At 61.4% G+C, this 19933-nt stretch carries 13 protein-coding genes and 2 pseudogenes; 5 read left to right on the forward strand and 10 right to left on the reverse strand.

Annotated elements, in window-relative coordinates; all coding sequences use genetic code 11:
• Positions 1-4: 4 nt before the first annotated feature.
• The 10 genes from MnOB_RS25330 to MnOB_RS25375 form a co-directional block, all read right to left on the reverse strand.
• Positions 5-1504, reverse strand: coding sequence for an MBOAT family O-acyltransferase (locus tag MnOB_RS25330; protein ID WP_077527297.1), 1500 nt, complete (start codon positions 1502-1504; stop codon positions 5-7).
• A 158-nt stretch (positions 1505-1662) separates the two neighbouring features.
• Positions 1663-2769, reverse strand: a complete 1107-nt coding sequence (locus tag MnOB_RS25335) for a mannuronate-specific alginate lyase (protein ID WP_077527298.1) — start codon at positions 2767-2769, stop codon at positions 1663-1665.
• 10 nt (positions 2770-2779) lie between these two features.
• On the reverse strand, positions 2780-4201 hold the full coding sequence (locus MnOB_RS25340) for an alginate O-acetyltransferase (RefSeq protein ID WP_077527299.1): 1422 nt from the start codon (positions 4199-4201) through the stop codon (positions 2780-2782).
• A gap of 11 nt (positions 4202-4212) precedes the next feature.
• Positions 4213-5787 carry a mannuronan 5-epimerase AlgG gene (algG, locus tag MnOB_RS25345; RefSeq protein WP_107504131.1) on the reverse strand — a complete coding sequence of 525 codons (1575 nt, stop codon included), beginning with the start codon at positions 5785-5787 and terminating at the stop codon, positions 4213-4215.
• Positions 5788-5801: 14 nt separating this feature from the next.
• Complete coding sequence (locus MnOB_RS25350) at positions 5802-7250, reverse strand: alginate export family protein (protein WP_077527300.1); 1449 nt, start codon at positions 7248-7250, stop codon at positions 5802-5804.
• A 54-nt stretch (positions 7251-7304) separates the two neighbouring features.
• Positions 7305-8672, reverse strand: a complete 1368-nt coding sequence (algK, locus tag MnOB_RS25355; protein WP_199824601.1) for an alginate biosynthesis TPR repeat lipoprotein AlgK — start codon at positions 8670-8672, stop codon at positions 7305-7307.
• Positions 8665-9849 (reverse strand): PilZ domain-containing protein, encoded by a 1185-nt coding sequence (locus MnOB_RS25360; protein WP_077527302.1) that lies wholly within the window; start codon positions 9847-9849, stop codon positions 8665-8667. The genes algK and MnOB_RS25360 overlap by 8 nt, the downstream gene beginning before the upstream one ends.
• A 27-nt stretch (positions 9850-9876) precedes the next feature.
• Entirely contained in the window at positions 9877-11358 is a 1482-nt protein-coding gene (locus MnOB_RS25365) for a glycosyltransferase family 2 protein (RefSeq protein WP_077527303.1), read from the reverse strand.
• Positions 11359-11564: 206 nt separating this feature from the next.
• On the reverse strand, positions 11565-12875 hold the full coding sequence (locus MnOB_RS25370; protein ID WP_077527304.1) for a nucleotide sugar dehydrogenase: 1311 nt from the start codon (positions 12873-12875) through the stop codon (positions 11565-11567).
• A 584-nt stretch (positions 12876-13459) separates the two neighbouring features.
• The gene (locus tag MnOB_RS25375) at positions 13460-14491 is read right to left on the reverse strand and encodes an AraC family transcriptional regulator (protein WP_234358330.1); all 1032 of its coding nucleotides are present in this window, start codon (positions 14489-14491) and stop codon (positions 13460-13462) included.
• A gap of 80 nt (positions 14492-14571) precedes the next feature.
• Between MnOB_RS25375 and MnOB_RS25380 the strand changes: the two are divergent.
• The 5 genes and pseudogenes from MnOB_RS25380 to MnOB_RS25400 all read left to right on the forward strand — a co-directional run.
• Positions 14572-14751, forward strand: a pseudogene (locus tag MnOB_RS25380) (lycopene cyclase family protein); the annotation flags it as partial.
• Between the two features lie 134 nt (positions 14752-14885).
• Entirely contained in the window at positions 14886-17900 is a 3015-nt protein-coding gene (locus MnOB_RS25385; protein ID WP_077527305.1) for a Tn3 family transposase, read from the forward strand.
• Entirely contained in the window at positions 17897-18259 is a 363-nt protein-coding gene (gene tnpC, locus MnOB_RS25390; RefSeq protein WP_077527306.1) for a Tn3 family transposase post-transcriptional regulator TnpC, read from the forward strand. The genes MnOB_RS25385 and tnpC overlap by 4 nt, the downstream gene beginning before the upstream one ends.
• 107 nt (positions 18260-18366) lie before the next feature.
• Positions 18367-19347, forward strand: coding sequence for an arsenic resistance protein (locus MnOB_RS25395; protein WP_077527307.1), 981 nt, complete (start codon positions 18367-18369; stop codon positions 19345-19347).
• Positions 19348-19737: 390 nt separating this feature from the next.
• A pseudogene (locus MnOB_RS25400) lies at positions 19738-19889 on the forward strand (MerR family DNA-binding transcriptional regulator); the annotation flags it as partial.
• Between the last annotated feature and the right edge of the window lie 44 nt (positions 19890-19933).

Here is a 19933-nt window from a genome sequence, read left to right on the forward strand (position 1 = left end):
TGCCTCAGAACTGGAAGTAAAGGAAGGGTGAGTAGCTCTGCGCCGAGAGCTTGAGTACCGAGGCGCAGAACAGCAGGAGCAGGAGCGGGCGCTGCACCGCGCCGAACCAGGCCAGCGCCCGTTCACCCAGGGCGCGTTGCGGCACGGGGGGCACTGGCGGCGCTTCGTCGGCGGCGGTCTCGGCGGCGACCTTCGGCGCGCCGTGGGCCAGCGGCCGGGTATAGAAGTCGTGTAGCCCGAACACCGCCAGGCTGGCGTAGGCGATCAGCAGGGTCACCAGCTGCAGGTCGGTGAATCCGACTCGGCCGAGCTCCGACAACTGCCAGCCGCTGAAACCGAACATCGCCTGGTACATGCGCCCGGCGACGTGGAGGTTCTCGGCGCGGAACAGCACCCAGCCGAGGATCACCAGCAGGAAGGTGAAGACCCATTTCATCGGGTTGAAACGCCGGGGCGCGGCGTCGACACCCAGGGCGCGCTCGATGGCCAGCCAGGCGCCGTGCCAGGCGCCCCAGATCACGAAGGTGAAGTTCGCGCCGTGCCAGAGGCCGCCCAGCAGCATGGTCAGGACCAGGTTGCGGTAGGTCTGGAAGGTGGTGCCGCGATTGCCGCCCAGGCTGACGTACAGGTAATCGCGCAGCCAGGTCGACAGGCTGATGTGCCAGCGCCGCCAGAATTCGGTGATCGACTGGCTGATATAGGGCTGCTTGAAGTTTTCCAGGAAGCGGAAGCCCATCATCAGGCCGAGGCCGATGGCCATGTCGCTGTAGCCGGAGAAGTCGAAGTACAGCTGCGCGGTGTAGGCCAGGGCGCCGAGCCAGGCGTCGGCCGCGCTGGGGTTTTCCAGGGCGAAGCAGTGGCTGACCAGAGGCGCCAGGGTATCGGCGATGAAAACCTTCTTGATGAAACCCTGCATGAAGCGCGTACAGCCCTCGGCGAATTTGTCGAGGCTGTGGGTGCGATGGTGGAACTGGCCGGCAAGGTCGCGGAAGCGCAACACCGGGCCGGCGATCAGGTGCGGGAAGATCGCCACGAAGGCCGCGAAGTCGATGAGCTGGTGGGTTGCCGGCGTGTCGCCCCGGTACACGTCGATGATGTAGCTGATGGATTCGAAGATGTAGAACGAGATACCGATGGGCAGGAGGATGTGGGTGAGCACGAAGGGCGCCATCCCCAGGGAGGTGATGATGGCGTTGAGGCTGTCGACGCCGAAGTTGGCGTACTTGAAGTAGCCGAGGACGCAGAGGTCCACCACGACGCCGAGGGTCAGCCAGTGCCGCGAGGGTTTCGTGCGCACGCCGGCCGCACCGATGCGCAGGCCGATCCAGTAATTGAAGATCGTGACCGCTGCGAACAGCGCCAGGAAGTCGACTCGCCACCAGGCGTAGAAGAGATAGCTGGCGATCAGCAGCAGCAGGTTGTGAAAACGCGGCCCGCTCAGGTAGTACAAGCCGAGGAAGGTCGGCAGGAACAGGAACAGGAATACGTTGGATGAAAACACCATCCGCGTTTCCTCCATTGAAGAACTGTCAGGGCCAAGCGGCCCACCCGTTTCTCCCCTGGTTCAAGGTGTCGCGCCCGTCGCTACTTGGGTTGCGATCGGGTTACCGCCTGCCTCTGCCACGTCCTTCGCCGCGCCCGCCGTGCGCAGCCCCGTGACGGTCAGCCGTTGTTCGATTTCTCTGCTGCTTTCGGGTCGAACAGCCGCGTCAGGTCACCGCCGAGGCGGAAATTCATGAGCGGCTGCATGGAGTGTTTCCATTTGAGGGTTTCGTCACTACAGCGATAGAGCGTGCAGTAGGGTTCCAGCCAGGTGAACTTGCCGTTCTCCTTGAGCTCCCCAACGGACTGGCCGGTGCCGGTCTTGTCCGCAAAGACATCGGGGTCTTCGACGCCTTGCATCACCCGCTCGGCAAGCCGGCGCAGCGCGGCATTGTGGTCATCGCGCAAATCGACGCCATTGGCCTGGGCGAACGCCGCGACCATCGCCAGCGGTGGCAGGCTGTAGTTGTGGTAGGCGAGGGCGCGTTTCTGCCGCCGGAGTTCGTTGGGCAGGAAGCCATCGGCGTCAACCTGGCCGGCGGCAACCTGGAACTGCTTCACCGACCAGTCGAACAGGTCGCGGCGGTCGGTCGCCACAGCGCTGGCCATGACCGACCAGGCGGCCCAGTAGGAGTGATTGTTGATCTCCTTGAGCGGCAGGTCGCTCCAGTCCTTGACCGTCTGCTCGGCCAGTCGGGCGAACCAGGCTTCGATCTCCTGGCTTTGCCGGGCATAAGGCGCCAGTGGACGTGAGCGGGAGAACTTCAGCCGCAGCCAGGCCGAAGCCATGCTGCCCAGCGCCCATTTGCGCATGGACTTGCCGGTGTGATTGAAGTCGGTGGAGAGCAGGGCGCCGGCGCGGGACCAGTCGCCGAGCCACTGCAGGGTGCATTGCAGGCTCTCGGGCTTGGCGTCGCGCATGAAGCGCATCACCTGCTTGTTGACCCCGCGTTCGAGGTCGTTGATGGCCTTGGTCTTCTCGCGGAAGTCCTTCTCGGCATCGCGGTTCAGCGTTGCACGGGCCTTGTTCGAGCCTTCGTACTTGCTGCGGAACACCAGGGCGCTGGTGTAGGGCGGCGGCGTTGGCTGGTCGCACTTGCGCGGCTCGACTTTCCTGTCCTTCTCGATGGCCGCGTAGTAACCGGGCGGCGGCACCAGGCCGGCGCCCAGCGTCGCTGCCGGTACAAGCAGGAGCGGAAGGAGAAGGAACAAGCCGGCTGCGCGCATCATCGCCTCCTCAAGGCTCGGTCTGGGCGGTGTGCTGGGCCGGACCGGCATTGCGGTTGCGCTGGCAGACCTTCACTTCGACGTCCTGGGGCGGGCTGCCTGCAGGCGGGCCCTGCAGCTCCAGGGATAGCAGGATCATGTCGGCCCAGTCCGAATCGGTGCGCAGCTCGAAGGCGAAGCGGCCATCGGTGTCGATTGTCTTCGGCTTGTCGAGCTTGAGGGTCTCGCGTCGGCCGTTGAGGTGCCAGAGCGTTGCTTGCATGGTTTTCACCGCGGGATCGGCGTAGCGCACATCGACCTGGTACTGGGCGTTACGCACGTTTTTCAGGCCACCGCCGCCATTGACCAGTACCTCGTTGTTGCCCGGCCGCAGCTTGGTCTTCGCCGAAAGCACCGCCGGCTTGCCGACGCAGCCGTTGTCGAGCATGGCGAACAGCTGCCGGTAGGTACTTTCCTGGTCGAGACGGTACAGCGGGGAAAATTCCCAGATGATGATTTTCGGTGGGTTATCGAGGAACTCCTTGCTGCCCAGCAACTGCAGCAGGGCCCCTTCGAAACCACCGCCAGGCACAGCGGCGTTGTAGATGTCGGCGCTCAGGTATTCGGAAAGGAAACCGCCGAAGTTGTAGTTCTGCGCGCTCTGGCTGGTGCCGATCAGGTAGATCTGTGGATCGCCGGCCTCGCTGAACAGCGCTTCACCGTCGCTCGCGTCCTTGGGTTCGGTGGCGAACTGATCCATGTATTCGATGGCATAACTGCCCCCGCAGAGCTGGGAGGCGACGTTGTGCATCGTGCCTTTCTTGCCCATGCGCCCGATCACCTTGCTGGCGAATTCCCGCTTGGGAATGCCCTTGTAGGCAGGCATCTGCTTAATGGAGTCGGCCACTACCTTGGCGGTGCGTTGCGCACCATAGGGCGTCCAGTGCTGGTCGCCACGGAAGAAGAACGCTTGCTCTTCCTGCTCATTAGCCAGTACGGAGAGATCAGGGACTTGGTAGCCCATGTCGCGGAAACGGCCAAGCATGGCGCGGTAATTGGTCAGCGCGCGCTGGTAGTTGAAGCTGGCCATCTCCGCCGGGTCGAGCTTGTTGCGATTGATCAGGCCACGGGTCGGTTGATAGACCATCACCAGTTCGATGCCCCTGCGCTGGAAGGCATCGTGCAGCTGTTTCAGGCGTCGATAGCCGGCGGACGTGGTCTGGAACTCGGTGCGCAGATCTTCGCGGGTGCGGAACAGCCAGTCGCCCTGGGCTTCTACCAGTGTGACGAAGTTCTTCTGGTAGTTGGTGGTGTAGCGACTGGCGTCGTGCGCCGCGGGGCAGAGGCTGCAGCAGGGTGCTGCATGGTAGACGGGGCCCTCGGCCTGTACCGTGCCGGCTGTAGCGAGCAGCAGGAGCGCCAGTGGCAGGTGCATCGATTGGCTTGCGTTCATGGTGCTCAACCTCAAGGTTGAAGTTTGGTCCCACTGTCTACCAGGTCGATCCGGACGGCTTTCTGCTGGCGTACCAGCAAGTCGAGGATTTCTTCCTGGCGTTCGCCGAGAATGCCGCTGAAGGTGATGCCCGAAGCCTTGTCCGGCATCGACATGTCCACCCGGTACAGCTCGAGGGACAGCGGCGTGTCCACCGCCAGAGGGCCGCTGCCATTACCGGCAAGCTGGCCACCAACCACAACCATGGACACCTTGGTTTCGTAAGGGTCCAGCTTGAGGTTGCGGTGCTGGTCGGTGAGGTCCCTGATATGCCCATACACGCCGCTCAGGCCATTGCCGAGGACGAGGTTCTCGTACAGGCGGATGTTCACGCTGTTGCGCAGACGTATGCCGTGGCGCGCGTTGCCGACCACCTTGTTGCCCCACAGGAGGTTGTTCGAGCTCTCGTAGAGGGTTATGCCGTCAGCCTGGTTCTGGAACACCTCGTTGTAGGCCAGCACGTTGTTGGTGCTGTCGCGGTCGAGGACGATGCCGGAGATCTTGTTGTCGAAGATCTGGTTGTTGAAGATCCAGCTGTCGTTGACCTCACGGGAGGTGATCAGCCCGTGCTTCTTGCGAGTGCCAGAGATGCTGTTGCCGGCAATGATCAGGCGATGGGAGCGGTCGTGCGGGTCGATGCCGTAGGCCAGGTTGTCGCGGTAGGTGTTGCCCTTGATCACGACGTCGTCGGCTTCGAAGCAATAGAAGCCGTACCACATGTCGCTGAATTCCGAGTCCAGCAACCAGGCGCTCGGCGCGGTGCGGCCCATGCGCTTGCGCATCGAGGGCGTGTACTGGGAAATACTCAGGCCATAGGATTTATCGCCGCTGTAACCCAGGTTGCTGAAGCGGCTCTTGACGATGTAGGTCTCGGTACCGCCCCAGGACAACACAAACGGGCGGAACTCCTTGTCCTTGCGAAACACCGATGCGGCGTTGGCCTTTTCGTTCCAGCCGATAAGGGTGCTGTCGGTCACGAACAGCTTGCCGTCGTTGACCACGAAGGCGCCGCGGTCCTGGGACAGGCGCAGCGTCTTCCCGTCGATGTGCAGGGTGGCACCGCGCGCCACGACTATGGGCAGGCGCGCGAGGTAGGTGTCTTCGTCGATGGCGCGGAAATACTGCTTGGGGAGCTTCTTGGCCAGGGTCGCCAGGTCGGCGTAACCGCCTTCGATGAAGATCGCCTGGGGCATGCCGCCCTGGCGCCGAACCCATTCGGCGAGGCGGTTGTTGCCACCGACGAACTGCTTGAGGACGGGTTGCTGGAGCATGCGGCGCACGCCAATGCGCCCAGGCTTGTCGCGCTTGATCTTGTCCTGGACAGCGCTGGCGGTGTAACCGGAAAGGTCAGGAAGCTTGGGCGCGCTGAGGGCCAGCCGTTCCGTGGGCGAACTGGTGACGGTGTAGGTTCGGGCCGGTGGGGCGGCCGCGGCGGTTTTCTTCGCGGGGGAAGCGCTCGGTGACGCGGCCAACACGATGCTGGTCAGCAGTGAGCCGACCAGCAGGGGTAAGGCCAGGGAGCAGATATCGCGCCACCGGCTGTTCATTCATCACCCTCCCATCAGAAACGCCAGATCACATCCACGAAGGCCCGGTGCATGCTGGAGTCGACGTTGCTGCCATCGTAGGCATCGCCCGCGAAGAACAGACCGCCACGGAAACGCACCAGCGCCGAGGGTTCGTCGATGGCCTGGCTCATGGATTCCGGCAACAGGCCTTCCTTGAAGTACTTGGTCAGCACCAGGTCGACCTCCTGGCCGATGTCCTTGTCGTCCGAGGTCAGCGCGGCGTTGATGCCACTGTCACCCACTGGCTGGTCGCCATCGGCACGCCAGAAGCGGTGGTAGACCAGGCTCGCGTCGTACTCGTCGCGCAATTGCCAGGACCCGAACAGGGTTGCGACCTGCAGGTTGCTCAGCTCGCCACGGAACGCCTCGCCGAAGCGGTGCACCCGCGAACGCGTACCGGTGAAGCTGTTGCGGTTGCTTTCCAGACCGGTCTGCTGGAAGTTCTCGTCGCCGTCATCACCGCCGCCACTGCCACGGGCATAGGCGATGCCGGCCTGCCAGCTCGGGTCGAAGCGGAAACGCACGCCGAGGTCGGTGCCCCAGGCGCTGACGTCTGCGCTCTGCTTGCCGCTGGCGATGGGTTGCCCGCCGGGACCGGCGGTGGTCAGCAACTGGTCGCGGTCGCCATCCAGCCAGATCAGGCTGGCCCAGTAGTTCAACGCATGCTCGTTGCGCCAGTTGAAGGCGTCGCTGTTGGCTTGCAGGCCGACCCAGGTCAGGTCACCGGTGGTGTCCTTGTCCAGATTGTCGACCTCTTCGCCGGGGCTCGGCAGGTCACCGTCGTCACGGCTGTGGTGGACGTTGAGGCCCACCCAGTGGCCCGGCGTCCATTGCGTGGCGATGTCGCCGTAGACGTGCAGGCGGTCTTCGTCTTCCGGTGCCAGCTCGTCGATATCGGTGCGGTACTCGGAGAAGCGCTCGGCGAGGCCCAGGTGGGCGCGGAGCAGGGTGGTATCGAAGGTCCAGTTCAGGGCCTCGATGTTGGTGTCGCGCCAGAGGCTGTCGTCATTGCGCAGGCGCTGGCGGCCGAAGCGCATTTCCTCGCCGGGGTAGGCGGTAAGGCCGCCATAGCCGATCCAGAACTCGCGCATGGCGAGGTAACTGTCGTCGGCCTGGCGGTCGTTGTTGCCGCCACCGCCGGTGTCTTCCTCGAGATCGGCGCTCTGCAGGGTGTCCGTTTCGATGGTGTCGGTAGCCGCGACCGCCTGGGCCATGGCGTAGGCGCTCCAGTCTCCCCGCTGGAAGAACAGCCAGGGTCGTACATCAATACCTATGCCGCTGACATCACCGCCGTTACGGGTGCCCAGGTCCCGGTCGTCCTCCGACTGGGCGGTGACCTTCACATCGACTCCATATGGTTTTTCGGGTGCTTCCGCCCACGCTGATGCGCCGTGAATCAGCGGAAGTGCCAGGCCAACGCGAATCCATTTTTCTAGTTTCATGGTCTATTCCGGTAGGGACGAAGGTCGGAGGAGCTTCCGACGGCCGTCTGGCTGTCAGTACATCTCCCCATCTGCAGCAGCACGTAGCATAGTGCCAGCCCCTCGAAAGTGCTGTTCTTCTTGCAGTTTCTTCTGTGCGTCAGTTCTCTGGATCGGCGAAAGCTGTTGCCCCACCTGGGCGGCCAGCTCCGGCGCCTCGGGCCTGCCGGCCTGTACCGCGAGCTGGCTGAAGACATAGGCGTTGACCAGGTCGGTCTGCACGCCACGGCCCTGGCTGAACATCTGGGCCAATGCGTAATCGGCGTTGGCATGCCCGCTGCGGGCGGCGCGGAGCAGGTGATCCAGCGCCTTGTCCGGTTCGACCTCGCCGAGGAAGCCGCGCCGGTAGATCTGGCCAAGGTAATAGTCGGCGCTGGGCTCGCTGGGAGCGGCCTTGAGCAGGTGCTGCTCGGCCTTGGCCGGGTCCTGCGGCACCAGCTTGCCCTCGTAGTAGAGCTTGCCGAGCAACAATTCGGCGCGCGGCGAGCCCGCTGCTCGACCGCGTTCGAGGTAGTCCAGCATCTGATCGACATCGGCGGCTTCCGGAGCCTCGTACATCAACCGGGCCAGGCTTACCCAGGCTTCGGGGTAGCTCGGCGCGATGGGTTCCAGCAACGCCTTGGCTGATTCCATGTCCGGCGGGCCGAGCGTCGGGTCGGTCATCACCCTTGCGACCGCGTCGAGCCGTTGGGGCGGAACCTGGCCGCTGCGGTAGGCCGCTTGCAGCCTGGCGATCAGTGCCTTCTGTTTCTCCGGCTGCCCGCGCTTCTGGTAAACCGTGGCCAGTTCCACGTAGCAGGCATCCTCCACCGCCACGCGGGCCGCGCAGATACGTTCGATATCGTCCAGGTGCTGGTCGTAGGTCCCCTGTGCCCGGTAAAGCAGGACCTGTGCCATCTCCGCCTGCGGCTGGCCGTCGGCGCGCCACTGGCTGATCTGCTGCTGCATGTTGACCTCGGGGAAGGTCTGCGGATGCTGGACGTAGAGCACCGTCAGCGGCAGCACGGTGTTGCGCTCGCCCGCGGCCATGGCGTCTTTCAGCAGGGTTTCGGCTTCGCGCTGTTCGGCTTCGGTGGAGCCCGGCTTGCTGGCCAGCAGGCGTCCCAGTCGCGCGGCGGCCCGGGGTGAATTGGCGGCGGCCTGGCGGTAGGTGGCCTCGGCGGCACGCAGTTGCGCCGGGTCGCCGGATTGCAGCTGGATATCGGCGAGCCCGACCTGGGCGTCGACATAGCCGAGATCGGCGAGCTGTTGATAGTTCTGCTGGGCAGTGCCGGTATCTCCCCGGGCCATCGCCTCCTGGGCCAGACGCTGGTCGGGAAGCCCGCTGCAGCCCGCCAGCCCCAGCGCGCCGAGTAGCAGCCAGATTGCGTGTGAACTAGTCACGGCTCAGATCTCCAACGAGCCTGGAGGAGCGGACTTCGTCCATCAACCAGGCGAATGAGGGACCGCGGCTGGCACTCACTTCCACCGGCCTGCCGACGAGGCCGTTATCCAGCGGCTCGTCAGGCTCGATGCGTACGCGGATGTCGGCGGTAAGGTCATTGCTGCGGGTAGGGTTCAGGTTGCTGCTGGTCACTCGTCCAGTACGCGGCTGTGTCTCCCCGGCCACCGTGAAGCTGATGCGGCTGCCCGGTGCAACCGAATTCAGCTTGGCGTAGGGGAACAGCGCCTCGACGCTGGCGACGCTGCCGCGCGGGGCGAGTTCGAAGACCACATCCCCCTTGCCGGCGAACTGCCCGTCAGCCACCAGTTGGCGCACAAGGGTGCAGTTGCAGGGGCTGGTCAGTGTTCCTTTCATCTGCTGGCGCAATAGCTCTTCGATACGCGCCGGCTGGATATTGTTGTTCAACTGGCCCTTGATCAGTTCCAGCATCGAGGTGTTGAAGGTGGCGATGGGCGCCCCTTTGCTCACCATCTGGTTTTCGCCGATCAGGCTCTGTACCACGCCTTCGCGCGGCATGGTCACCTTGATGCTGGGCACGCTGACCTTGGCGGAGAGGGCATGGGTGATGAAGTACAGCTCGTACAGGGACTTGCCGATGAAACCGAACGCCGCCACGCCAATGGCCAGCACGGCCAGGCTGAGGATCAGGGCCTTCATACGGCCGAGCATGCCCAGGCTCTTGCGGCCCTTGTCACCGCGCGCCGGGCTGAAGTTGTTGCGCTGCAGGGTGGTCAACAGCTCGCCGACGCTTACCAGCTCCCCGGAGAGGTGGGCGGTGATCAGGTGGCGCAGGGTGGCGATGTCCCGTGGATCGAGGTTGTGGAACTGGCAGCCGACCCGGCCGCTGTCGGCGGCGATGGAACGCACCTGGAACTCCACCGGCATCGTCAGGCCCAGGTTGTCGATGCTGAACACCAGCATTCCGTGCTGGTGATCACCGACCTTCAGCGTCGGTTTCGTCGGCAGGAAGCTGAATCCACCAGCGGAAAGCTCCAGCAGGGCATGCTCTTCCTTCGGGCGATTCCTGAAAGCGAAACGAATCCTCGCGGGAATGCGCACCCGGGCATGCTGCCGCTGGATTTCCGATTCATGTACGACGTTGAGTGCTGTGTTCATTAAGGTCTTCCTATCCCATGAGATGGTTCAAACCACCAGCAGCAGGGTGGCGACGAACAGACTTGCGGCCGAAAAGGTCATGGACCGTGATGACCAGGTGTTGAACGAGTTCTGGAAGCGGCCCAGGTCGCGGTTCAGCGTCGTTTGCTGGCGTGTCCAGGACTGGCGGTCGAGGTGGAAGAACACGTAGATCTTCACGACCGCGCCGACCACCTGGTTGTAATAAAGGAGCAGGGGATAGGCAGGGCCGATGTGATGTCCGGTGACCGATAGCAGCAGGGCCAAGATGAGCCGCGTCATGCCGATCCAGAGCAGGTAGATCAGCAGGTAGACGATGCTGTACTTGAGGCTGGCGATGATCGCCACCGTCAGGCCCAGCAGGCAGGTCCACATGGATATGCGCTGGTCGAGCAGCACGACACTGGCGAACCAGCCGAGTTTTCGCGGGCCAAGCGCCATCGCCCGCGAGTTCTGCCGCAGGTTGTTGCCGTACCAGCGGAACATCAGCTTGCGGGTGGACTTGAAAAAACTTTTCTCGGGAGGGTGCTCGACCGTGTTGATGGCGGCATCCGGCACGTAGAAGGTCTCGTAGCCCAGCCGCATCAGGCTGAACCAGCTGGACTTGTCGTCGCCGGTGAGGAAACGGAAGCGTCCCAGGCGCCAGTGTTCGAGGTGATCATTCTCGACATCGGCAATGAACTCGGGATTGGTCACCACGGAAGCGCGGAACGCCGACATCCGTCCGGTCATGGTCAGCACGCGCCGGGAAAGGGCCATCGAGCACATGTTGAGGTGGCGCTGGGCGAAGCGCAGCTTGTGCCACTGGCTCATGAAGTAGCCACCCCGGACCTCGCAGAATTCGTTGGTGGTGAGCCCTCCGACCTTGGGGAACAGACGGAAGTACGGCACGGTCTTGGCGAATACACCGGGTTCGAGGATGCTGTCACCGTCCACCACCATCACCACCGCCTCATCGTCCGGCAGGTGCCGGGAAATGGCGCGGAAGCCATTGGCCAGGCCATCACGCTTGCCGGTGCCGGCGATGCGCACGAAGTGCAGGTTGACGGTGCTCGGCGGCGCGTAGTGGGTCCACAGGCTGCGAATCAGCAACTCGTCCGACAGTTCGACGATGGAACAGATCAGGGTCGTCGGGTGGCCATAGGCGATGGCTTCCTCTATGACGGAGCGGTAGACCTGGGCGGTGGTGAGGGCGTCGATGCGGAAACTGGTGACCAGCACGCACACGTGTGGCGGGCTGGCATTGGCCATGAGCCGTTTCGCCTGGTGCCGGTAGCGTGGAAAGAAGACGTAGAGGAACAAGGTTCCGCGCACGAAATGCACGAACCCCATGGAGTAGCGCCAGATGCCGACAGCCCCGAGCAGCAGGACGAAGTCCCGGGATATGGGATCGAACAGGGTTTGCGGAACGGCCAGGGCAAGACCCATGAGCAGGCTGAGATAAAACAGCCAGCCTGCGGTATTGATAAAACCCTGTGTAAGCCTCTCCATATGTCCGTGTCCATGAGCGGGTTCAGACAAGGCGAACGTTCGCGTCGCCTACGGGTTCTAGCCTCCGCACTGTTCAACCGGTCGACTACGATCTGCAGGCGCGGCACCGGGCGTTGCGGTCCACCTCGACGCTGCCAGCAGATCCGAATATGTCGACGGGGCGGTGTATCGGCATGGCCAGCTGCGTACACCGCCCCGTCATGTCCTCACCAACAGATGCCTTCGCTGCTCTCGTTGCTGGTGTGCTCCATGAAGCCCACCAGATCGACGATCTTCTTGCCCTCGGGAACGTGCTGGGCAAGGCGGCGGAAGCGTTCATCGCCATTCCCGAGCACGATGATCTGCGCGTGCTCGATGACACGGTCCAGGTCGCTGTCGAGCAACGAGGACACATGGGGAATCTTCGACTCGATGTAGTCCTTGTTCGCCCCGTGGACCCGCGCGTACTCGACATTGGAGTCGTAGATGCGCAAGTCGAACCCCTTGCCGATCAACATTTCGGCGAGCTCCACCAATGGGCTCTCGCGCAGGTCATCGGTGCCCGCCTTGAAACTCAGGCCGAGCAGGGCAACCTTGCGCTTGTCGTGTGCGGCGATCAGGTCGAAGGCATGCCGCACCTGCACGTCGTTGCTGTGCATCAGTGCGCCGATCAGTGGCGACTCGAGGTCCAGTTGCGCAGCACGGTAGGAGAGGGCGCGCACGTCCTTGGGCAGGCAGGAGCCGCCGAAGGCAAAGCCCGGACGCATGTAGTACCTGGAAAGGTTGAGCCGCTGGTCCCGGCAGACCACGTCCATCACTTCACGGCCGTCGACACCCACTGCCTTGGCGATGTTGCCGATCTCGTTGGCGAAGGTGACCTTGGTCGCGTGCCAGACGTTGCAGGTGTACTTGATCAGCTCCGCCACATCGATGCTCTTGCGCACGATGGGAGCGTCGAGCTCCTTGTAGAGCGACTCCAGTACGTCGCCGGAGTGGCGGTCCAGTTCGCCGATCACTGTCATCGGCGGAAAGTTGTAATCCTGGATCGCGGTGCTTTCACGGAGGAACTCGGGGTTGACCGCGATACCGAAATCAATGCCGGCCTGCTTGCCGGAGCAATCTTCGATGATCGGGATCACCACATTCCTGACCGTTCCGGGCAGCACGGTGCTGCGCACCACTATGGTGTGGAACTCGTCCTTGTCGCGGATGGCGAAACCGATTTCACGGCAGACGCCTTCGATGTAATTGAGCGACAGATCACCATTCTTCTTGCTGGGCGTGCCAACGCAGATGAGGGATACGTCGCTGGAGGAAACTGCTTCGAATACGTCGGCGGTGCCGCGCAAATTACCGTTCAGGGTGCCCTGTTGCAGGAGCTCTTGCAGGCCCGGTTCGACGATGGGTGACTTTCCCTGGTTGATCAACTCCACTTTTGCGGAAGAAACATCTACACCTATTACTTGATGGCCCCGTGATGCCAAACAGCCAGCACAAACCGCCCCTACATACCCTAGTCCAAAAATGCTCAGTCGCATTTCCTCTTCTCCTTGTTCTACTTGTCATTGAAATCAAGCATCTCGCGCCGAACAAAGTTCAAATAAAAGGCTACCCGGCGCACTTAACCATCAGTTCATGCGCATAATATTTTCAGGCTAATCAGTGAGGTAAGTAACAGCGGTCGCGACATTAGCGTCCGTCATATTACTTATTGCTCTTGTCTCGTGATGAATGCGTAAGGCATTTCCTCCTGCTGCGATAGAGAGTGGGGTCGAATTATAGATGTGTGAGTGACGCCGAAGCGGCAAAGTTCAGGCCGTGTGTCGTTGTTCTTAAAACAAATCGCTATCGACTCTAGTGCCGTAAGGAAGGAGCGGGACAGCGCCAAAAAGCCAGGAATTCCATGGTTTTAGTGGCTGATCACTGGGGCGGCGACGCCACGGAAATATTATGGCCCGCAAGTGCGGTTAATTCTTTTGGCGCCATTATTCAAGCGACTCCCAGTTGCCTCGTGAACAAGCTGCGTTTTATATGCGGGGCGCGACTTGGATAGGAGTTCTTTTTGCAGGTTGTATCTCTATTGATACAACCTAAAGTATCTCGGAAAAGTTCAGGCAATCTTTTAAACGGTTGTGCGCCGTTGGGCCAAAAGCTCGCGTCGACGAGCGCTGGGGGTCACGTCGAACCAGCGGCGGCAGGCACGGTTGAAGACGCTCTGCTCGCTGTAACCGAGCATGCCGGCGATCTGCGACAGGGGAATGTCGCGCTCCGTCAGGTATGAGTCGGCGCGTTCCCGACGAATCTCCTCCACCAACTCCTCGAAGCGGCAACCCAGCTCGGCCAGTTGCCGTTGCAGCGTGCGCTCATGCAGGCCGAGTTGCTCGGCCACCAGGGGAAGGCGGCACTGCTGGGTTGGCAGCAAGCGAAGGACTAGGCGGCGGACTTGTTCCAGCAGGTCCGAGGAACCCAGCAGATGCACCTGGCTGAGGTACTGCACGAGTGCGCGGTGCAGCGCCGGGTCGTGCTTCTCGATGCGCTGGGCCAGCTGACGTTCCGAAACCACCAGTGCGTTGCAGGGTTGGCCGAGATAGGCCTCGCAACCGAAGTAACGACGGTAGCGTGCCAGCGGCAGTGAACTGCTACCGGAGAGCTGCACCGCGCGGGCGCTGAAGGTCGGTCCGCAGAGCAGCTTCATGGTGCTTTGCGCAACGCCCATGGCCAGTTCCACCATTTGCCGCTGCGGGCCGCGCATGCGCAGCTCGATGACCAGGCGCGGCGCCTCCGGCTCGCTGCGGTCCAGGTCGAGGTGGATGCCGGAACTGTGATAACCGATGAAGCGAATGATCTCGGACAGGGCATGGCCAACCGTCACGGCGTTACGGGCGATCAACGCAATCGGACCAAGCACGGCGAGGTGCTGGTACTCGGCCATGCGCAGGCCGAAGTCAGGGCAGTCCAGCGCCTCGGCCGAGTACTCCAGCAGGTCGATGAGGGATCGGAAGGGCACGCGAGCATCCTCGTCGTCGAGCAGTTCCGGACGGATACGGAAGCGCGAGAGGAGGAGGGCGGGGTCATGTCCGAGCTGGCTGACGAGTTCACGAAAGCCGCCGAACGAGGTGGTTCTGATGAAGGGCTCCATGTCGCGCAAGATCAATTAACTGTCATGAAAGATCAATCCTTATCTGACCTATCCGTCGAAAAATCCAATGGCTACTCCCCACTTCGGAGCGAACCATGGAATTCGACTACATCATCGTCGGCGCCGGCTCGGCCGGCTGCGTGCTGGCCAATCGTCTGAGTGCCGACCCCAGCGTTTCCGTGTGCTTGCTCGAAGCCGGCCCACGTGACTGGTCGCCGCTGATCCACGCGCCGGCCGGCGTCGCCGCCATCCTCCCCACCCGCCATGTCAACTGGGGTCATGCCGAGATAAGGGTAAAATTCATTCATTTGGTCTTTAAGTTATTGTTGCTAAATGGATTTTCTCAAATGAATGCCGCTGCTGATCTATGGTCTATCTTTTCCGCTTGGTTCCAGGAAAGGAGTGACCGATGGCATCCCCCGAACGTACCGCCTATCCCGTTTTGTCGCGTTCCTATTCGAGGGCCGAGCTGCAGCGTGATTTCACCTTCTCCGAGGAAGAAATCATCTGGGTCAAAAGTCGCTCCAATGCAGCCTTCCGACTGAATCTCGCTGTTCTATTCAAGACCTTCCAGGTACTCCGGTACTTCCCAGAGATCGCTGAGGTGCCGGAGCCGGTCGTTGATTTCATCCGGACACAAATAGGTCTGCGCAGCAAGGTCGCGCTATCTCCGTACAAGTGGATGCAGCTTTACCGCCATATGAATGTAGTGCGGGAGTGGCTTGGTGTTCAGCCATTCTATGGCTCAGATGGTCAGGACATTGCAGCCGCGCATGCACAGCTGATGGCTCCTCTCCTCGAACAGCGCGCTGACATCATCAACGCGGTAATCGACGAGCTACTGGGTCAGAACTACGAGCTCCCCGCCTACTCGACCTTGAATGACCTGGCCGAGACCGCTCGTGCAGAAGCCCAGGATAAGATCTTCAACCTTGTGGTAACCCGAGCGCCAATCGAGGTGATCTACAAACTGAAGGAGCTGCTCGACACCGATTTCGGTCGGCGGCAGAGTGACTTCAACGCACTCAAGCAGGCACCCAAGAAACCCTCTCGCAAGCACCTGGAGGTGCTGATCGACCATCTAGCGTGGCTAGAGAGCTTCGGGAACCTGGATTCCATTTTTGAGGGAATCGTCGATGCCAAGATCCGCCACTTCTCTGCCCAAGCTGCGGCGTCGGACGTCGCCGAGCTGAAGGACTGTTCGCTGCCGAAACGCTACACCCTGATGCTGGCCTTGATCTATCGGATGCGGGTGCGAACTCGGGATCACCTGGCCGAGATGTTCATCCGGCGGATATCGACGATCCACAAACGCGCCAAGGAGGAGTTGGAGCAAATCCAGGCGCGACAACGCCAGAAGCTGGAGCAACTGGCGGCCACCCTGGACGGGGTCGTACAGATTCTGGTTCAGGAACCGGATAACCAGGAAGCTGGCAGCCTGATTCGGGAATACCTCTCTCCCGATGGCAACCTGGATCGGTTGCGCGAGACTTGCGCCGAAGTCCAGGCTACGGGCGGTAACAACTACCTGCCGCTGATCTGGAAGCACTTCAAGTCCCATCGCTCGTTGTTGTTCCGTCTCAGCCACCTTCTCCAACTGGAACCCACGACTCAGGATCGCTCACTGATCCAGGCGCTTGAGCTCATCCAGGACAGCGAAAATCTACACCGCGAATGGATCGACGAGCACGTTGACTTGCAGTTTGCGTCGGAGCGCTGGGTCAAGGTTGTGCGTCGTCCCGCCAGTGAAGGGCCACCGACCAACCGACGCTTTCTGGAAGTCTGCGTGTTCTCCTACCTGGCCAGTGAGCTGCGCTCGGGTGACATGTGTGTGCTAGGGTCGGAATCTTTCGCCGACTATCGCAAGCAGTTGCTGCCCTGGGAAGAATGTCTCCAGCGACTACCGGCCTACTGCGATAAGGTGGGACTGCCAGGCACGGCGAAGGAGTTTGTTGCCTCCCTCAAGACCCAGTTGGAGGAAACCGCGCAGCAGCTGGATGACAAATTCCCTTCTTGCCGAGGGGACGTATCGATCAACGAAGCCGGCGAACCGGTGCTGCGCCGAGTGATAGCGCGGGACATCCCGCCTTCGGCCATCTCGCTACAGACGGCGCTTATGCAGCGCATGCCGGCCAGGCACGTGCTCGACATTATGGCCAACATTGAGCATTGGATTCAGTTCACTCGACATTTCGGGCCGATGTCCGGCAGCGAGCCAAAGCTCAAAGAACCGGCCGAGCGCTACCTGATGACCATCTTCGCCATGGGCTGCAACCTCGGCCCCAATCAGGCCGCGCGGCATCTGGCCGGTAATGTCACGCCGCACATGCTGTCCTATACCAATCGCCGCCACCTCTCGCTGGAGAAGCTGGACAAGGCCAACCGCGAGCTGGTGGAACTCTACCTGCAACTTGACTTGCCCAAGCTCTGGGGCGACGGCAAGGCGGTGGCCGCGGACGGTACGCAGTTCGACTTCTATGACGACAATCTGCTGGCCGGCTACCACTTCCGCTATCGCAAGATGGGAGCCGTGGCGTACCGACACGTGGCCAACAACTACATCGCGGTGTTCCAGCACTTCATCCCGCCTGGTATCTGGGAGGCAATCTATGTGATCGAGGGGTTGCTCAAGGCCGACCTCAGCGTCGAACCCGATACGGTGTACTCCGACACCCAGGGCCAGTCGGCCACGGTGTTCGCCTTCACCCATCTGCTGGGCATCAATCTGATGCCGCGTATCCGCAACTGGCGCGACCTGGTGATGTGCCGGCCAGATCGCGGCGTTTCGTATAAACACATCAACCGTCTGTTCACCGACACCGCCGACTGGCACCTGATCGAAACCCACTGGCAGGATCTGATGCAGGTCGCGTTGTCGATCCAGGCCGGTAAGATTTCCTCGCCTATGCTGCTGCGCAAGCTCGGCTCCTACAGTCGGCGCAACAAGCTCTACCATGCCGCGCAAGCGCTGGGCAGCGTGATCCGGACGATCTTCCTACTCAACTGGATCGGCAGCCGCGAGTTGCGCCAGGAAGTCACCGCCAACACCAACAAGATCGAGTCCTACAACGGCTTCTCTAAGTGGCTGTCCTTTGGCGGCGATGTGATCGCTGAGAACGATCCAGACGAGCAGCAAAAACGCTTGCGCTACAACGACATGGTGGCCTCGTCGGTGATCCTGCAGAACACCGTGGACATGATGCGCATCCTGCAGAAACTGGCCCGCGATGGCTGGCAGTTCACCGATGAGGATGTGTCCTTCCTCAGTCCCTACCTGAACAGCAACGTCAAGCGCTTCGGCGAGTTCAACCTCAAGCTGAACCGTCCGCCGGAGCCCTGGATCAAAGATTCGGTGTTCCAGCAAGCTGCCGGCTCGCTACGCGTCATAACAACCGGCAAGGTCGGTACCGAGGAAACCACATGATCGATATTCCCCCGGCATCCTTTCGCGTCACGCCGTACGGCGAAGTAGACGCGACAGCCTTGGAACAGCTGCGCGATAGCTTCGACACTTCGCAGCTGCTGCGGCTGGTAGATCGTTTGGACGCCTGCCTCGCTGAACTAGGGGGGATTACCGCCATGCGTGACGAGCTACTGCGGTTGCATGCAATGGCGTTGACGCTCGTTGAGGGCGTCGCACCGACAGTCCCAACCGAGAATGCCTGCATATGGGCAGAGGCCGAATCGGTCCAACTGGATCTTGAGGCGCTGGCGTCCTGGGTACGCTCCGCTCAGATTGGGATCGCACCTCTGGTAGACCTTGTGCCAGCCCATGAACAATGAGGCGTTTGGAGCGCCTGCCGGGTACCACCTGCGTTGCTCATGGGCGCTCGACGTGTTGCCCGGCATTACTTAGGCTGGCGAACTTTTGATTGGTGAGAGGGGGAACTATGGACCGGGATGCACTTGAGCGGAACCAGATTCCGATCTATTTCGTCGCCGTGATAGCGGCAGCGATAGGTGGGCTTATGGCTCCCTCAACCGGACAAGGGTTGGAGCTATTGGTCACACCAGCCATTGCCGTTCTCATGTATGCCATGTTCCTGCAAATTCCCTTCTTGAATCTGCGGGAAGGGCTGAGCCATAAGTCGTTCATGGCGGCACTGCTGATCGCCAACTTCGTGTTCATCCCCCTGCTGGTATGGGGACTAACCCGAGTGCTCGCCGAGCATCCTGCAATTCTCGCAGGCGCGCTGTTAGTGTTGCTGACGCCCTGCATCGACTATGTGGTGGTATTTACCCACATCGGAAAAGGCGATTCCCGGCTTATTCTCTATGCGACGCCCATCTTGCTGTTGCTCCAGCTCGCGCTACTGCCCCTCTATTTGAGCATCATGCTCAGTGGCCAATCGGCTGTCGTGGTATCGGCGGGTCCGTTCATCGAGGCGTTCCTGGTGCTGATCGTTGTTCCCTTGCTGCTGGCTGTAATCACCGAGGCCCTTTCCACGCGCATAGCTATCGCCAGAGCCTGGAGCGTCGCCTGGGCGTGGTTACCGGTACCCGCGATGGCCGCAGTGCTCATCGTGGTGGTGGCTTCGCAAATCACGCCCGTGGTGCGCGATATCGATAAGCTAGCGCCGGTTATTCCTGTGTACATTGGCTTTCTGCTTCTGGCTCCGCTAATGGGAGCTCTCGCATCGCGGCTCTTCAAGTTGCCATCAGCCACTGCCCGAGCCGTCACCTTCAGTGCATCAACCCGAAACTCACTGGTGGTTTTGCCACTGGCTCTTGCCCTCCCAGAAGAGGTTCGCGGCCTCGCTGCAGCGGCGGTGATTACCCAAACACTGGTGGAGCTGATTGGGGAAGTGATCTACATCCGGGCGATACCAGCTTGCGTTTGGCGGACTCGCTCGACCGTAGCTGCCCCATAAACCTTTCAATTACCAGGCGACAAGCACACGTGATTACTTAGGGCTTAAGTGCACTTCTGTTCCGTTGCTCCCCAAACCCCAACCCCAAGGGTGCGATTCAGCAGATTGAGCTCCAGTCCCTGCACCTGTGGCAGTTGTTCCTGCTTGCAGCGAATCAGCGCCTCTTCCGCCGGGCAATTCATCTGAACAATACGAAATGCACTCAACAGGCTGGCCGTTCAGCTGGGGCGGAACGGGCTGCTGCGCAGCAGCTCGACACAGATGAGTTTCACCGGCACCTGCTTGGGGGTGACATCGCAACAATTGGTCATAGGCTGGACTCCTTTGCTATTGCGCACTGATCACCCTATAGCGACTATAGGGTAAATCCCCATGTGCGGAAGAGTTGCCATGAAAATCGGTGAGCTTGCGAAAATGACCAACTGCCAAGTTGTGACCATTCGCTACTACGAGCGCGCGGGATTGCTGGCACCCCCGACCGGAGCGAGGGGAACTATCGTGTTTATACCCTCGTGCATGCCGAGCGGCTGGCCTTCATCCGTAAGCGTACGCCGAACTCACCTTGCGTGACTTAGGCAGGTACCCA

It is taken from the genome of Metapseudomonas resinovorans (assembly GCF_002003485.1).
In the GTDB taxonomy this organism is placed as follows: domain Bacteria; phylum Pseudomonadota; class Gammaproteobacteria; order Pseudomonadales; family Pseudomonadaceae; genus Metapseudomonas; species Metapseudomonas resinovorans_D.

Excerpts from the sequence above, each read along its gene's own strand:
- MnOB_RS25330 (WP_077527297.1), bottom strand. The coding sequence starts at position 1,504 with ATGGTGTTTTCATCCAACGTATTCCTGTTCCTGTTCCTGCCGACCTTC.
- MnOB_RS25335 (WP_077527298.1), bottom strand. The coding sequence starts at position 2,769 with ATGCGCGCAGCCGGCTTGTTCCTTCTCCTTCCGCTCCTGCTTGTACCG.
- MnOB_RS25340 (WP_077527299.1), bottom strand. The coding sequence starts at position 4,201 with ATGAACGCAAGCCAATCGATGCACCTGCCACTGGCGCTCCTGCTGCTC.
- algG (WP_107504131.1), bottom strand. The coding sequence starts at position 5,787 with ATGAACAGCCGGTGGCGCGATATCTGCTCCCTGGCCTTACCCCTGCTG.
- MnOB_RS25350 (WP_077527300.1), bottom strand. The coding sequence starts at position 7,250 with ATGAAACTAGAAAAATGGATTCGCGTTGGCCTGGCACTTCCGCTGATT.
- MnOB_RS25360 (WP_077527302.1), bottom strand. The coding sequence starts at position 9,849 with ATGAACACAGCACTCAACGTCGTACATGAATCGGAAATCCAGCGGCAG.
- MnOB_RS25365 (WP_077527303.1), bottom strand. The coding sequence starts at position 11,358 with ATGGAGAGGCTTACACAGGGTTTTATCAATACCGCAGGCTGGCTGTTT.
- MnOB_RS25370 (WP_077527304.1), bottom strand. The coding sequence starts at position 12,875 with ATGCGACTGAGCATTTTTGGACTAGGGTATGTAGGGGCGGTTTGTGCT.
- MnOB_RS25385 (WP_077527305.1), top strand. The coding sequence starts at position 14,886 with ATGGCATCCCCCGAACGTACCGCCTATCCCGTTTTGTCGCGTTCCTAT.
- tnpC (WP_077527306.1), top strand. The coding sequence starts at position 17,897 with ATGATCGATATTCCCCCGGCATCCTTTCGCGTCACGCCGTACGGCGAA.
- MnOB_RS25395 (WP_077527307.1), top strand. The coding sequence starts at position 18,367 with ATGGACCGGGATGCACTTGAGCGGAACCAGATTCCGATCTATTTCGTC.